Origin of the sequence: Bacteroides fragilis NCTC 9343 (genome assembly GCF_000025985.1) — a bacterium.
GTDB classification, from domain to species: Bacteria; Bacteroidota; Bacteroidia; order Bacteroidales; family Bacteroidaceae; genus Bacteroides; species Bacteroides fragilis.
In genome coordinates this window covers 1,300,507-1,316,969 of record NC_003228.3, presented here as the reverse complement: position 1 = coordinate 1,316,969, position 16,463 = coordinate 1,300,507, and the positions used below count along the sequence as shown (strand labels likewise).

The window sequence follows — 16,463 nt, the reverse complement described above, 5'->3', positions numbered from 1 at the left end:
CACACATTATTTATAGAGGAAATTAGCCAATCAGAATGAAAATCTTAACTTTGCAGAACAAAAATGAAATCATATATGGAAAAGCTAAAAATGGAATCTGTGAGCATCGCAGAGGACAGCCTGAATAAAATAGCCGAACTCTTCCCAAACGTAGTCACTGAATCGATGGGTAAGGACGGACAACTACATAAAGCTATCGACTTTGATAAACTGAAATTCCTGCTTACAGCCAACCAAGCAGAAATGGGAGTGGTATATGATGACGACGAACGTTACGAATTAACATGGGTGGGCAAGAAGCAGGCGATAAGAGAGGTGGCGCATCCTATCCGAAAAACATTGCGTCCCTGCCCGGAAGAGAGTAGGAATTGGGAACAGACCCAAAACCTATACATCGAGGGAGACAATCTGGACGCAATGAAACTCCTGAAAAAGAGTTACGCAGGAAAGGTAGACGTTATCTATATCGATCCGCCTTACAACACGGGTAAAGACTTTATCTTCAATGATACATTCGCTCTTTCACAGGAAGAGTCCGACGAGAAACAGGGAAGATATAATGAAGAAGGGCAACGATTGTTTCAGAATACGGAGGCTAACGGAAAGTTTCACTCCGATTGGTGTAGCATGATGTATGCCCGACTGATGCTTGCCCGCACTCTGTTAAATGATAATGGCATCATTTTCATTTCCATTGATGATCACGAATTGGCAAATCTGATCAAAATAGGAAATGAAGTATTCAATGCTTCTAATTTCATCGATGTATTTAATTGGGCCAAGACGGAAACTCCGGAAAATCTCTCAAAAAAAAGTAAGCAAATCATCGAATACATCGTCTGCTATCAGAAGAAGAAAAACGACATGAAATTCCAGGGTCTGAAGAAGGAATCGGTCAGTTCGAACGGTTTGTTGAATCAACCGAATTCCGTCGGTATCCTGACCTTCCCCGCCAACAAAGTAGTCACTTCCATCCCCGACGGAGTGATCAAAGCAGGCATGTACGGAACAGATGCTTATGATGTGGAATTACTGGAAGACACCACCGTACGTGGCGGACTGTTTACAGCCCCCGTCAAACTGAAAGCCAAATTCAAATGGAGCCAGGCGAATCTGGACAAAGAGATACAAAAAGGAACAACAATCAAAATACCGACTCTCAAGTTAAGTCCTTCATACGAAAAGCTGGAATATGATCCGGAAGTTCCGCCCAACCTGATCAATTACAAAGTAGGAGTCGAAACCAATGAACAGGCCGGTAACCATCAACTACAGTTCTTTGATAAGAAAGTGTTCAACTTTCCGAAACCTGTCAGCCTGATCCAATATTTATGTGAGTTTATCGACACCAAAAACAAAGATTGCATCGTGATGGATTTTTTCTCAGGAAGCGGTACGACCGCCGAAGCAGTTATGCGGATGAACATGAAACCACGTAAAAACAAGGTGAAATACATCCTCGTGCAACTGCCGGAAGATGTGACTGAAACAATAAAAAAGGCCAAAACTCCCAGTGAAAAAGAGATTATGCAGAATGCAATCGACTTCCTTACGGAAAACCATAAAGCATTGAACATCTGCGAACTGTCCAAAGAACGTATTCGACGTGCCGGAGACACAATTGAGGCGGAATGCAACCAGCGTAAATCAAAGGACCTCCCGGACATCGGTTTCCGTGTTTTTCGGATTGCCGACAGCAATATGAAGGACGTGTACTACAGTGCAAAGGAATATTCACAGAGTGATTTATTCTATTTCACTGATAATATCAAAGAAGACCGTACCGGACTCGATCTGCTTTATGGTTGCCTGACCAACCTGGGACTATCCCTGTCTCTACCACATGATGAAGAGGATATAAATGGATATACGGTTTATTCTGTCGACAAGACCGAATTAATGGCATGTTTCGCAGAACAGATTCCCGAAAAAGTCTTCCGTGAAATAGCCGGCAGGCAACCACGCCGGGTTGTCTTCCGCGACGCCTCATTCCGTGACAGTGCCGATCGTATCAATATAGACGAGATATTCAAAACATTATCTCCCGGTACTACGATCGAGATTCTTTAAACAGAGAAGGAAGATACAGAAATGAAATTAAAATTCAAACATCAGAAGTTTCAGGAAGACGCAGCAAAAGCGGTATGTGATGTCTTTGGCGGGCAGCCATACAAGACGTTCGACTATCAAGTAGAGACCCGGAAGAAAGACGGACAGACCAGCTTTGAAAAGTTTACAGGATTCCGTAACCACCCTATCGTACCTCAACTCACAGATGAGATCGTTCTGAAACACATCCGGGATATCCAGCGTGCCCAACAAATCAAACCGTCGGAAGCGCTGGAAGGGAAATACAATCTCACCATCGAAATGGAGACGGGTGTAGGTAAAACGTATACCTACATCAAAACCATCTTTGAACTGAACAAACGCTACGGTTGGTGCAAGTTCATCATTGTCGTACCCAGTGTTGCCATCCGCGAAGGAGTCCACAAAAGCCTGGAGATTATGAAGGAACACTTTGCCTCGGATTACAGCACCCCTCTGTCTTATTTCATCTACGACTCCAAACAGTTGGGTGAATTGAACGCATTTGTCACAGACAGCAAAATCCATGTAATGATCATCAATTCACAGAAGTTCAATGCAACGAACAAAGATGCCCGCCGCATCTACATGAAGCTGGATGATTTTGGCGGAAACTGTCCCATCGATGTGATTGCGCAGATGAATCCGATACTGATTATCGACGAACCTCAGTCAGTAGAAGGAGTCAAAACAAAAGAGGGATTGAAACGATTCAATCCCCTGTTCACACTGCGTTATTCGGCTACACACCGCGAACTCTATAATCTGGTCTATCGCCTGGACGCAATGGAAGCTTACAACCTGCAACTGGTTAAGAAGATCGCTGTCAAGGGTATCTCTATCAGTGGGACAACAGCTACTGAAGGATTCGTTTATCTGGAAGGTTTGAACCTGTATCCGGACAAAAACCCGACTGCCAATATCGGATTCGAAGTAAAAAGAACCAAAGCAGTGAATCAGGTAGTACGAGCTCTGAAGATAAATGATGACTTGTATGCTAAATCAAACCATCTGGAAGAATACCGGAACGACTATGTAATTACAGATATCAACGGCGTTGAAGACTCCGTCACCTTCCGGAACGGCATCAAACTTTATGCAGGTGACGTAGCGGGTAGCGTCAACGAAACCCAACTACGACGTATCCAGATACGGGAAACCATCTTGTCACACATAGAAAAAGAACAGGAACTGTTTGAGAAAGACATCAAAGTTCTCTCCCTTTTCTTCATCGATGAAGTAGCCAAATACCGCCGGTATAACCCGGACGGAAAGGGAGAATATGCCGAGATTTTCGAACAGGAATATACCGATATCATAAAACACCTGGATCTTTCGTTATTCAATCAGCCGGAATATATCGATTACCTGAAATCGACTGTGGCATCGAAAGCTCACGAAGGATACTTCTCCAAAGATAAAAAAGGAAAACTGATTGACAGTAAAACCGAGCGGGGAACCAAAGAATCGGCAGATGAAGATGCTTACGATTTGATTATGAAGAATAAAGAACGTCTGCTTGACCGGAAAGAGCCGATCCGCTTTATTTTCTCACATTCCGCTCTGCGGGAAGGATGGGACAACCCGAATGTCTTTCAGATCTGTACCCTGAAACAAAGTTCGGCAGAGGTACGCAAGCGTCAGGAAGTGGGACGAGGGCTGCGCCTCTGTGTAAACGGACAGGGAGATCGCATGGACGCCAACGTTTTAGGCGAAGAAGTGCATCGTGTCAACCTACTGACCGTGATAGCCAGCGAATCGTACGAATCGTTTGCCAAAGGCTTACAGACAGAAATGGCGGAAGCCATAGCCGACCGTCCACAGAAAGTAACCATCCAATTATTCAAGGACCAGTCGCTCCGATTAGCTAACGGTGAAACCATCATAGCCACCGAAGATATAGCACAAAGTATCTACGACTCTTTACTTGAAAACAAGTACATCAAGAAAGGAGAACTGACAGACAAATTCTATGAAGATCGTAAACAGGGAGAAGTGATTTTCGACGACGAGCTCACCGATTATAAGGCGTCTATCATGACCATCCTGGCCTCTATCTATAATCCAAGGGAGATGCAGCCGAACGATGCAAGGAAAAGTAAGATAAATCTTCGGTTGTCGAAAGATAAACTTGAAAACAGCAAACTTCAGGAACTGTTAAAGCTGCTATGCAGTAAGTCAACCTACACCGTAAAGTTTGACGAAAAAGAATTGGTAGAGAGAGCGATCGAAAGTTTAAATGAAAAGTTAAGAGTATCCCAGCTCTATCTTTCTGTCATTACGGGCCAAATGGAAAAAATCAAGTCCAAAGCAGCTTTAATTTCGGGAGAGGCATTTAAGGTAGATGCCAATCAGGCGCACTATGAAAAGATAGATGCCATGGCAAACGATCAAGTAAAATATGACTTACTCGGTAAACTCACAGACGCCACCAATCTGACCCGACAGGCAGTTGCTCAGATTCTCTCCCGGATAAAACCGAATGTATTCGGCCAATTCAAAAACAATCCCGAGGATTTTATTATCAAGGCTTCGGAACTGATTAACGAAGAAAAAGCATGTCTGATAGTAAAACATATCGAATATACCCCAATCGACCAGTACTATGATGTATCGGTCTTTACCCGGGCAACTATTCAGGGACGTTTGGGAGTAAACACAATAAAAGCAGATAAACATCTGTACGATCATGTGAGATTCGACTCCCAAAATGAAAAAACATTCATGGAAAGACTGGAAGAAAACGACGAAATAGAAGCTTATGTAAAACTACCCGGCAATTTCTATATCCCTACTCCGATGGGAAAATACCATCCGGACTGGGCCATCGTCTTCAAACAAAAGTTATCGAAGTATCCTTATTTTATTGCCGAAACCAAAGCCAGCGATTCCTCCCTACAAGATCGGAGAATAGAAGAGGCAAAGATCGAATGTGCCAAAAAACATTTTGCGAAGACAAACGGTGGGAAGCTTAAATATAATAAAGTAAGCTCCTTCGAAGATCTCTTGAAAATCGTCACACAAGAATCCGTTTAAATCCAATAAAGTAGCATGTTTCATTCCTTCCAGACCTCCATTGCCGGCATCGAATTGCCCCGCTTGTTTACTTATCCCTTCCATTACACTCCTCATCCGTTATGTGTAATGGCAGCAGGAGAAGTACAGGCTTACATAAATAAGCAGACAAGATGGAAAGAAGAATTGGACAAAGGAAAAATGTTCGGCGTATTGATAGTCCGTACTTCTAGCGGACAAACGGGATATTTGGCTGCTTTTTCGGGTAATTTGTGCGGAAGCAATTCACACTCTTTCTTTGTACCGCCGGTATACGATCTGTTGAAACCGGATGGTTTCTTCAAGATAGAAGAAGAACAAATCTCGGCTATCAATCACCAAATCGGACAGTTACAAAACTGTGACCGATATTTGGAACTCCAACAAAAGATGGAGAGAGAAACAGTTTCCTCACAGCAGGCATTGTCAGAGGCCAGAAAAGTTCTGAAAGCAGCAAAAGAGAAACGGGAACAGCGCAGACTTCACCGACCGAACGAAAATGAACAAGCTGCCATGATTCGCGAAAGCCAATACCAGAAAGCAGAATTCAAGCGTTTGGAAAGATACTGGAAAGAACAAATTTCCGAAATAAAGACAGAAATGGAAAGTTTCTCGTCACGGATAGAGGCTCTCAAAGCCGAACGCAGAAATCGTTCGGCAGCATTGCAACAAAAGCTATTCCAACAGTTCAACTTCCTGAATGCCAAGGGAGAAACTAAAAACTTGTGTGCTATCTTCGAAGAAACCGTTCAAAAAACACCACCAGCCGGAGCAGGTGAATGTGCTGCCCCGAAACTATTGCAATATGCTTATCTAAGCGGATTAAGCCCCATTGCCATGGCCGAATTCTGGTGGGGGGAATCTCCTAAGACAGAGATCAGACACCACGGTTATTATTATCCGTCTTGCAGAGGAAAATGCGAACCCATTTTGCGACACATGTTGCAAGGTCTCGATGTAGAGCCAGCACCCTCAGAAAGATACTCTTTATCACAAAATATGCCGGAGATTCTTTTCGAAGACCAATGGCTTTTAGTTCTTCATAAACCCGAAGGAGTACTCTCCGTACCCGGAAAGTCAGAAGAACAATCGATCTACAGTCTGCTTAGAGCCCGCTATCCTGAAGCGACAGGTCCCCTCGTTGTACATCGATTGGATATGGCCACTTCAGGATTACTGCTGGCTGCCAAGGCCCAAGAAGTACACCGGCACCTACAGGCCCAGTTTGAAAACCGAAGCATCAAAAAACGATATATAGCCCTATTGGATGGTATCCTTCCGGAAGAAGAAGGAGTTATCGATCTTCCCATCTGTCCGGATTATCTTGACAGACCCAGACAAATGGTGAACGAAGAGCTAGGAAAAACAGCTATCACCCGATATCGGGTGATGGATCGGAAAAACGGACAGACCCGTATTGCTTTCTTCCCGCTGACGGGACGGACACATCAGTTGCGTGTACATGCAGCTCATCCGTTGGGATTAAACTGCCCTATCGTAGGAGACGAGCTTTATGGACGGAAGGCAGAACGCCTTTATCTGCATGCCGAATATCTGGAATTCATCCACCCCGTATCCGGGCAAAGAATGGTCATCGAAAAGAAAGCTGAATTTTAATTGATAAGTCATGATAGAACAACCTTCCCCAAAAGTATATGATGAACTTCTTTCCATCTGGGAAGAAGCTGTCCGAAGCACACACCATTTCCTGACCGAAGCAGACATACAATTTTATAAGCCGCTGATCCGACATGAATATCTTGCCGCAGTCCGATTGTACATCATTCGCGAAGATTCAGGAACTATTGCAGCCTTCATGGGATTAAGTAATGATTGCATAGAAATGTTGTTTGTCCGTCCGAATGCCCATGGACATGGCTACGGTAGTCGGCTGGTTGAATTTGCCATTCGGAAAAAACGAATCTATAAAGTAGACGTAAACGAACAAAATGCAGCAGCACTGGGATTCTATTTACATATGGGATTTGAGACTACCGGTCGCGATGCATTGGATGCAACAGGTAAGCCATTCCCCATTTTACACCTGCAAATTCCTCCCATCCGACTCCGAAAAGCAACTCTTGAGGATATAGATCTGCTTAGAACCCTATTTACACAAAGCGTGCAGAATACCTGTTCGACTGACTATAACAGGTTACAAATCCAAGCATGGACCGGACGGGGAACTCTACAACGTTGGCATGAACTGTTTCAAAGCGACCTATACTTTCTGTTGGCAGAAGACAGCAGAAAGTCTCAAGTGGCAGGATTCACATCTGTCAACTCTAAAGGATATCTGCATAGCATGTTCGTACATCCCGACTATCAACGCCAGGGAATAGCTTCGCGCCTATTGCTAAAAGCAGAAGAGTATGTCCGTATCCGTCAAGGCGTATCTGTCTATTCGGAAGTGAGCATCACTGCCCGCCCATTTTTTGAGAAACACGGCTATAGTATCGAAAAAGAACAAACAGTATCTGTTGGTGACATAGAAATGACTAATTTCTTGATGTATAAACGAATTTAACAGAACGAACTGAGATTTTTTTATAGCTTTGCGATAGATTACCATTTAAAATCAGCTCATGTTAAAATCAAAATATCTGTTTCTTTCACTTATTTGCCTGCTGACATCGTTCCGACTCCATGCTCAATTTATGGATTACGGCTCGGATCCTGCTAAATTCAAATGGAATATCGCGAGATTACCCCACTACAATCTGGTTTATCCGCAAGGAAACGATTCCATGGCTTACCGTTATGCCCTCTTTCTCGAGAATGTTTATCCACACATGTCAAAGACCATTGGAAAACCGATCAAAGCTAAGTTTCCGGTCATTCTTCATCCGGGCAACATGCAATCCAACGGAATGGTATCCTGGGCTCCCCGACGAATGGAACTTATTACAACGCCTTCTTCGGATCTGAATAACCAAAGTTGGGATAAGCATCTGGTACTGCACGAGTCACGCCATGTTTTCCAGACAGGAAAGGTAATGCACGGCATTTTCAAACCGCTCTATTATATAATAGGTGAACAGGCAGCCGGAGTAGCCTCTTTTTTCTTGCCGGTATGGTTTCTTGAAGGAGATGCCGTAAGTACGGAGACTGCCATGTCTAACGGTGGTCGTGGACGACTACCGGAATTTAACATGGTTTACCGTGCCCAAATGTTAGGAGGAAAAAAGAACTATTCCTTCGACAAGTGGCTAATGGGATCTTACAAAAACTATACTGGTACCTACTATGCACTGGGGTTTGATATGACCTCTTATGCTCGTCAACGCTACGGAGCCGATATTTGGGATAAAAGCACCAGTAGATACATTCGGAACCTACTGTTCGAAGGTTCATTTAAGCATTATACGGGCAGTAGTTTTAAGCGTCTCCAACATGATACGTTCGACTTCCTGCGTGCAGAGTGGGAGAAACAGGATACTTGTACACAGTCCCCGCAATATCTATCACCTGCAAAAGAGACTTATACCTCCTATCGATACCCACAACCCATCAACGATTCTATAGTGATTGCCGTAAAGTCGGGATTGAAAGATATCAACTCTTTAGTGATCATCAATAATGGCAGAGAAAAACATCTGGACTATATAGGTAGTATCAATAGCCGTTTGAGCTATCGAAACGGCCGGGTTTACTGGAGCGAACTAGTACCCGGACTACGTTGGACACACCAGAATTACTCAATTATAAAGTACTATGATCTGGATAAGAAAAACATAAAAACCCTCACTCCCCGACAACGTTATTTATCCCCGGCCATTGACGAGCAGGGACAGCACATTGCCGTTTCACGTCCTACAGTCGAAGGTAAAAACCAACTCGTGCTGATACAAGCAGAAAAAGGTAATGAACTCGCTGCTTTCGACGTTCCCGATAATGCATTTATCAAAGAACTGACATTTGCAGGAGGCGACACAATTATCTTGATAGCTGTCGCAGATTCCGGTATCCGCCTATTACAATTCAACTTCGGAAACGGAATATGGAAAGAACTGTTAAAAACAACTTCCGTCAATATCACTTCTCCTATTTGGAAAGATGGAAAAATCTTTTTCGAATCGGGAGCCAACGGCACCAACAACATCTACAGCCTCAATCCGGCAGACGGACAAGTCCGCCGAATGACAGCTGCCCGCTTCGGAGCTTTCGATCCTTCTTTTGGATCGTCAGACGGACGTTTGTTCTTCTCTGATTACCAAGCCGACGGATATCGCATTGCCTCACTCCCGACTGACAGTATGCTCTTTGAAAAGACAGATCTCAACCAGTCGGCTTCCATGCCATTTGTTGAAACACTTGCCGCTCAAGAGCAATTCAACCTGGACTCGGCACGTCTGACATCAGTCGATTTCAATCCGAAACGTTATAGAAAAGCGGAACATACGTTCAAAATTCACAGCTGGGCCCCTTTCTATTATGATGTGGCTGAGGCAATGAACTCAGGTGCCAGTGATCTGAGTACAATAGTAAAACCCGGAGCAACCCTGATGTCCCAAAATACCCTGAACACAGCCATCATGCAGGCCGGATGGTATATAGACAAAGGCTATCATCATGGTAAACTGTCATTTATCTATCAAGGCTGGTTTCCCGTTATCAACCTGTCGGTAGACTATGGTGATAAAGCTTTCAATGTAGACTGGACACAGAATGACAAAGGGCAAGACATTACACAGGGCCATTATACCCAACGAAATCTGGTGGAAGCAGAAGCACGTGTCTATCTCCCTTTCAACTTAACACACAACCAACGAATACGAGGCATACAACCGGCTCTAACTTATTATTTTACCAATAATAAATATCAGGAATATCACAGTCGGAAATTCCATAACTTCCAATATATCCTACCGGAAATTCTATTCTATGATTACAGACGAAAAGCTCAGCGAGACATTCTCCCCCGCACAGGCTATCAATTACGTTTGCAATACCTGAAGACTCCATTCAATTCTGAAAATTACGGAAGCCTGTATGCCGCCCACCTGACTACTTACTGGCCGGGAATCATCAGGAATCATGGGCTGATGATCCGTGTCGGCTATCAGTATCAGGATCTTGACAACAAAGCATTATACCTTCCCAAACATCTTTTGGAAAAACCCCGAGGATACCATTTCCAGTATCAAACCCGCCAACAATGGGCCTTCAAAGCAGATTATGCTTTACCCCTGCTGTCACCCGATTGGAGCATCGGCTCACTTATTTACATCCGTCGGTTGCGTGCAAACCTCTTTTATGATCTATCGCGCAATCAAGCCAGTTCTAAAAGTAGGTGGATTAACCAAAGTTCATACGGAGGCGATCTGATTTTCGACTGGAATGTACTACGAATGAGTTATCCGCTTACAACAGGCATACGCTTGATACAGCCGATCAATTATGGCAAATTTCAAGTAGAGGCACTGTTTTCAATCAGTTTCTGACATTGGGTGCAAGTTACTTTATTTCAAAACTTTCCAAACTAAAGTTTCCATAACATCTGCCACAGATAGCGGTAAAGGTTCCCCCTCCTCTCTTCGCAATTCATCTGTCATGAGATGGTCTGTGCACTGATTTTCCCAATAGATATCATGTATACTTGCTTGGATACGGTTAAACAAACGCATAAAACTCCGTTCACGCCCTGACCATTCCTACTCTTATTTCCGATTAAAACACTTAAAATCAGCATATAAACTTCATATTTAACCGCAAGATCCGTATCTTAGCTGTTAAGATGAAAAATGAAAACCGTCAAAAGTCAGCTTGCTCCCATCGCTCCGCCACTTTGCATAGAGGGTTCTTTATCTGCCTATCAATTCCCTATACTCACCGGGAGTCTTTTCAGTGATACTCTGAAACTGCTTAATAAAATAAGGTACGCTGTTGAAACCGGACTCAAAAGCTATTTGCGAAACAGACAAGTTTGAATATGACAGTAATTTACAAGCATGTTCTATCCGAATTTCTGCCAGACACTGAAAAATACTTTTGTCTGTCCGTTGTTTAAAGTAACGGCAAAGTGCAGAAGGATTCTGCTTTACATAATCAGCCACTTCTTGCAGGAGAACTTTCTCTTTAAAATGATTAAATAAATAGGTATACACTTTATTGACCGGTTCATTCACTTCCAGAAGCCTATTAGAACCATTGTAGGCTACATCAGAAAGTAATTTAATATTCCGACATTCAGTCAGTCTCCCCAAGATACGTAATATAGTGATCAAACGATTAGTATGTTTTAAGAGATCCATCTCCTGAAACAATTCTTTGACCTCATCATACAACCCTTTATCATAAAAGCGAACGCCATATTGACTTTTTCTCAGTAGACGATAAATCTCTTGATAATCAGGCAAATTTTCTATATGTACAGGAAATATGTCCGGAAGAAACTGTAAGGCTTCTCCGGCACTGCATACAGTGTTCGCAACAGGATTCAGTTTTGAATTACAAAGATGCAGATGAGGCACATTGCTCCCTATCAAAGCAATATCCCCTTCTTGAAAGTCCGCGACTCCTTCTCCTACAAACTGTTTTCCACTCCCTTGAGTGAAGAGCATAATTTCGTATTCCGCATGCTTGTGTCGGGGTAACACAAATTGCGGATAGATAATATGACTGCATGAGGTATCAATCTCATGTATAATTTTTCGTTCTAAAATAGCCATAAAGATCTATTTGGATTCCGAATGCAAATATACAGAAATATACTGCAAATAAAATAGAATCCCATTAGAAAGACAATGTGTAACTTTGCCACATCTGATAGGTTTGTCGTAAAAAACATAAATCGCTAAAGCCTCTATCCATGAGCTATATAAATCTCTATATTATTTATGACTGATAAATACTATCATATATATTCAAACAAATCAATAAAATAAGATACAATGAAAGCAAATAATTTACTATCCCAATTTGGTGATCATCGCCAAAGAGTTCAAAGCGCCATTACCGCCGTTTGCGAAGGAAGAGGGATTCTTCTGGTAGATGACGAAAACCGAGAAAATGAAGGAGACCTGATCTTCTCTGCCCAAAGTATGACAGAAGCAGACATGGCCATAATGATACGGCATTGTAGTGGCATTGTTTGTCTGTGCATCACGGAGGAGAAAGCCCGACAACTGAACTTACCGTTAATGGTGGAGCAAAACACCAGTAAATATGGTACCGCATTCACCATTTCGATCGAAGCAGCAGAGGGAGTGACCACCGGAGTATCAGCAGCCGACCGCATACAGACTATCCGGACGGCCATTGCCCCCAATGCCACTCCCGAATCTCTTCATCATCCCGGACATATATTCCCATTGATAGCCCGTTCCGGCGGAATCAAAGAACGGAGCGGTCACACCGAAGGCAGCATAGATCTGATGAAACTGGCAGGACTTGCACCCTGTGCCGTACTTTGTGAATTGACCAATGATGACGGAACTATGGCGCGCTTACCCGAAATCATAAAATTCGGGCTAGAACACAAATATCCGGTAGTGACAATCAATGATTTAAAAGAATATCAGACAGCCCCCGACTTTCTTCCCAAGCTGGTAGGCTCCTTCTCTTGTCCGGCAGCCGAAAATCCGACTACTGCCATTATGGAAGCAGCATTCCGTCACCACTATATGCACTACAGATATATCAACTGTGAAGTCGGTCCCGAAAATCTGGCGGCTGCCATACAGGGTGCAAAAGCCATGGGATGGAGAGGATTCAACTGCTCTCTGCCTAACAAGGTGGAAATCATCCGATACTTGGACGAGTTAGGAGAATCGGCAAAAATCATCGGTGCAGTGAATACAGTTGTCATTGGAGACGATCAGAGGGCTACCGGAGAAAACACAGATGGAAAAGGTTTTGTAAAAGCCATTTCGGAAATTATCACCATCCAAGACAAGAAGATTGCCTTGTTAGGTGCTGGCGGTGCTGCCCGTGCCATCGCTGTCGAAATGGCTCTGGCGGGAGTGAAAGAGATCACTATCTTGAACAGAAACAGAGACAAAGGCCAGGCATTGGCAGATTTACTGAACAGCCAAACGGTTGCAACTGCCAGATTTGTACTTTGGGACCATCCTTATCGGTTTTCCACAGATATCGACATTGTCATCAATGCCACCTCAGTAGGGCTTTATTCCAACGTAGACCAACGCTTGAACATAGACACAGATACCTTATTGCCACATATGGTAGTAGCCGACTGCATCCCCAACCCGGTATACACCCAACTGTTGAGAGATGCGGTCCGCCGCGGTTGTTGTCATGTATTGCCCGGAATGAAAATGCTGGTCTATCAAGCGGTCATTGCCATAAAATACTGGTCAGGAGTTGATGTCGATCCGGATATAATGCTGGAAAAATTAAAAGAAGTAGTAAAGCCTGCTTAGATTTTCCTTAAATAAATTTTTATAAGAGTTTTATCGGTCTGTTCTTGAGTTTCTTTTCGGTCTATCTTTCCGTTTTTATTCATTACATAGCCTACCATGCTCCTCAAAAAAACGAGAAAAGATCTTTGAAAACAAATCTCAAGACAATCTCAAGTAAAATTTAAACAGAGACTTAAGAATCCGAAAACAAAGTCACTAGAAACACATGGATGACTATAGATTTCAATCTTTCCGGGTTACCAATAACCACCGAATGATTCTCTATAGTCATCCCCAAAATTATCTTGTCACCAACTCTATGATTTATAAATAAGGTATAATCGTTATATAAATGCCTGTAATGATGGCCGAAGTGATTACTCCTGAAATGTTGGCTCCTAATGCATCACCCAAAATAAAAGAATTCGGATTATCTTTACTTACCAACTTTTGAGCCACTTTTGCCGTAGTGGGTACACAGCTTACGGCTGCAATGCCGATCACCGGATTATAGTTCCCTTTCTTAATGAAATACATAATGTACCCTCCCATGATGCCTCCGATACCCGACAGTAACAAAGCAAGCATACCTAATACTAACAGTTTAAGAATCTTCGGATCGAGTAACAAATGTGCGTCGCAAAGTACACCCAATAATAATCCTAACATAAAAGTAGAACCATAGAGCAACGGACCGCTCACAAAATCATATATATGCTTCATACCGGATTCACGTACTGCCACTCCCAGGAATAGCGAAAAGAACAATGGTGAAGCAACCGGAAACAAGAAACACAATACTGCACACAGGATTGCAGAAAAAGCCAGCTTCACTTTCGCATCATAATTTTTAGGAGCTTTCTTTTCTACCATCTTGATAGCACGCAGACGTTTAGGAATCAGCAATTTCACCAAATAAGGATATCCCCCGTAAGTCAATCCCAGATAAAGATAAGCCACCACCGTAATAGGTACAAACAAGTGTTTGGCCAAAGCAAGCGATGTGAACAAAACCATCGGACCATCAGCTCCGCCTACCATTGCCACTGAAGCACTTTCTTTTAAAGACAGTCCCAGACCGGAAGCAATAGGCACTGTCAAGAATGTACCCAATTCAGCACATAAAGCAAGAAAAATGCTGGCAAACGGTTTCTGCAATAGGAATCCCACATCAAGCAATGTACCGATTCCCATAAATACAAAGCAGGCTATCAATCCGTTACTAAAGGTCAATGTGTATACCGGTTGCAGAAAGTCAATCTGCATCGTGTTCATCAATGCGTCGGTATCCGACAGCATCGGATCTAAAAAAAGATTCCCCAATGTTCCGTCGGGCATAATCAGTGTTCCACAATTAATAGCTACCATTCCCAGGCCCATCGGAATCATCACCATTGGCTCGAGTACCCCTTTCCAGCCTAAATAAATGAGCAGAAACCCCAAAGCTATTAAAAACATACGGGCACTGGCCAGAAACCATCCGCTGGCTATCATTGTTCCAAATCCCTGAAACAGGGTTCCAAAGTCTATACTTTCCATACTATCAAGATTTATTGTTTTTTATTGGTTGAGGATGTCTTATTATTTTTTTTATCATGCTGTAACATCTGTTCTTCTTTCCGAAGAAACATCGTTCTTGTGTCTTCCGGGTAAAAATAATCCATTAAACCTCTCTCCGATTCACCGGGACTGACACCATGATAAAACCCACGATTATCTCCGGGATGTTTTGTGACCCCCCTGCTGAAGTCTTCACGCCCATCACTGCCATACTCCTCATCACTCAGAGCACTTTCAGTTATTAACGTAGCTACTTTCTGATGCAGTTTCCGAATACGCTTCAGCCGGGCCAATTCTTCCTGGTGCGAACTATAAAAAGCCAACGAATCAGCTGCAGAGGCAATCAACTTTATCACCCCGGCAACGAAAAAACCAATGACGAAGGTAAGCCCCATCATGGCAAAAGTGGATAACAATAAGCTAAACATAACACAGTATGATTTTAGATTGAAAAATAAAATGCAATGTATACCGACCGCCGGAAAATACAAGACGCACCCTCCCGGCATTTATCGGAATGGATAAATGGGGTTACCCAATCACTTCAATACAGAAGTGTAGAATCGGAAAGCTAAATCAGGATATGCCCTAACGAGTATACATAATACCCGCTGGAATATTTAATGAAGTTATGATTGAAGTCCAGATAAGTATCTCCCCTCTCCGATTGATGGAAAAGTGAGGCATTGAGCAGCCGGATAGCAGTCTGCAATTTGAGTTTCAAAATTTTGGAAGAACTTAGTTCCCGTGAAAAAGAACTATGGGGAAGAATAGCATCACACACTTTGGATTCAGCCGTCTCATCATTGAATAAAGAATGGTCTCCGGCATATTGTGATACAAAGGTGGCAGTAACTTCGGCGGGAAGTTCTGCAGTTTCTTCTATAGAAGCGGTATAACCGGCTCCATACACAAAAAAGATACCTATCAATATGCAGAATATGTACTTTATCATAGTAGTTGCAAACGTAGCAATAAATTTGAGAAAAAATAGAATTCGTTGTCTAATTAACGAATATTTTATAATGATTGTTCCGGATATAAACAGATAAATGACAAAAAAAGCGGAGAATCATCCGATTCCCCGCTTCTTATTCATATAATATAGATTGTGTTTAATTACATGGTAACCTGCTTTGCAAGCAGTTTTTGAAGTTTGCCATTTAACAGCTGGCACATTGTTCCATTTCCCATTGCTTGGTAACGTTTGATACGATACTGCAACATCATAATTTCATTTGCATTCTTTTTCATAATTTTGGTCCTCTTTTTTTGCTCTCCACGTTTTGAAGAGCGGTTTTACATCTTGTTTTCTTTATTAACACTGCAAAGATACGAAATGTTTTCGAAAATATGTTCTAAAACATAAGAAAAGTGTATCGTTAGTTGATTTTTCTT

The 16,463-nt window shown here is 42.7% G+C and carries 11 protein-coding genes; 6 read left to right on the top strand and 5 right to left on the bottom strand.

The window, feature by feature from the left end:
- The first annotated feature begins 75 nt into the window (after positions 1 to 75).
- The 5 genes from BF9343_RS04980 to BF9343_RS04960 are packed head-to-tail and all read left to right on the top strand — an operon-like array spanning position 76 to position 10,586.
- Positions 76 to 2,070 (top strand): site-specific DNA-methyltransferase, encoded by a 1,995-nt coding sequence (locus BF9343_RS04980; protein WP_010992280.1) that lies wholly within the window; start codon positions 76 to 78, stop codon positions 2,068 to 2,070.
- Between the two features lie 21 nt (positions 2,071 to 2,091).
- Positions 2,092 to 5,124, top strand: coding sequence for a type III restriction-modification system endonuclease (locus BF9343_RS04975; protein ID WP_005812952.1), 3,033 nt, complete (start codon positions 2,092 to 2,094; stop codon positions 5,122 to 5,124).
- A 15-nt stretch (positions 5,125 to 5,139) separates the two neighbouring features.
- The gene (locus BF9343_RS04970; RefSeq protein ID WP_010992279.1) at positions 5,140 to 6,759 is read left to right on the top strand and encodes an RluA family pseudouridine synthase; all 1,620 of its coding nucleotides are present in this window, start codon (positions 5,140 to 5,142) and stop codon (positions 6,757 to 6,759) included.
- 10 nt (positions 6,760 to 6,769) lie between these two features.
- On the top strand, positions 6,770 to 7,669 hold the full coding sequence (locus BF9343_RS21650; protein ID WP_005795783.1) for a GNAT family N-acetyltransferase: 900 nt from the start codon (positions 6,770 to 6,772) through the stop codon (positions 7,667 to 7,669).
- Positions 7,670 to 7,727: 58 nt separating this feature from the next.
- Positions 7,728 to 10,586: a hypothetical protein gene (locus BF9343_RS04960; RefSeq protein ID WP_010992278.1), complete on the top strand. Its 2,859-nt coding sequence runs from the start codon at positions 7,728 to 7,730 to the stop codon at positions 10,584 to 10,586.
- Between the two features lie 360 nt (positions 10,587 to 10,946).
- On the opposite strand, the gene BF9343_RS04955 is transcribed toward BF9343_RS04960, so the two are convergent.
- On the bottom strand, positions 10,947 to 11,813 hold the full coding sequence (locus BF9343_RS04955; RefSeq protein ID WP_005785567.1) for an AraC family transcriptional regulator: 867 nt from the start codon (positions 11,811 to 11,813) through the stop codon (positions 10,947 to 10,949).
- Positions 11,814 to 12,035: 222 nt separating this feature from the next.
- Between BF9343_RS04955 and ribB the strand changes: the two genes are divergently transcribed.
- Positions 12,036 to 13,526, top strand: a complete 1,491-nt coding sequence (ribB, locus tag BF9343_RS22120) for a 3,4-dihydroxy-2-butanone-4-phosphate synthase (protein ID WP_010992276.1) — start codon at positions 12,036 to 12,038, stop codon at positions 13,524 to 13,526.
- Positions 13,527 to 13,829: 303 nt separating this feature from the next.
- On the opposite strand, the gene BF9343_RS04940 is transcribed toward ribB, so the two are convergent.
- The 4 genes from BF9343_RS04940 to BF9343_RS24095 all read right to left on the bottom strand — a co-directional run bounded on the left by BF9343_RS04940 (position 13,830) and on the right by BF9343_RS24095 (position 16,319).
- Positions 13,830 to 15,044, bottom strand: coding sequence for a sodium ion-translocating decarboxylase subunit beta (locus tag BF9343_RS04940; protein WP_005785564.1), 1,215 nt, complete (start codon positions 15,042 to 15,044; stop codon positions 13,830 to 13,832).
- 11 nt (positions 15,045 to 15,055) lie between these two features.
- Positions 15,056 to 15,493 (bottom strand): LapA family protein, encoded by a 438-nt coding sequence (locus BF9343_RS04935; protein WP_005785562.1) that lies wholly within the window; start codon positions 15,491 to 15,493, stop codon positions 15,056 to 15,058.
- 143 nt (positions 15,494 to 15,636) lie between these two features.
- Positions 15,637 to 16,020, bottom strand: coding sequence for a hypothetical protein (locus BF9343_RS04930; protein WP_010992274.1), 384 nt, complete (start codon positions 16,018 to 16,020; stop codon positions 15,637 to 15,639).
- 164 nt (positions 16,021 to 16,184) lie between these two features.
- Complete coding sequence (locus BF9343_RS24095; protein WP_005775876.1) at positions 16,185 to 16,319, bottom strand: hypothetical protein; 135 nt, start codon at positions 16,317 to 16,319, stop codon at positions 16,185 to 16,187.
- Positions 16,320 to 16,463: the final 144 nt, after the last annotated feature.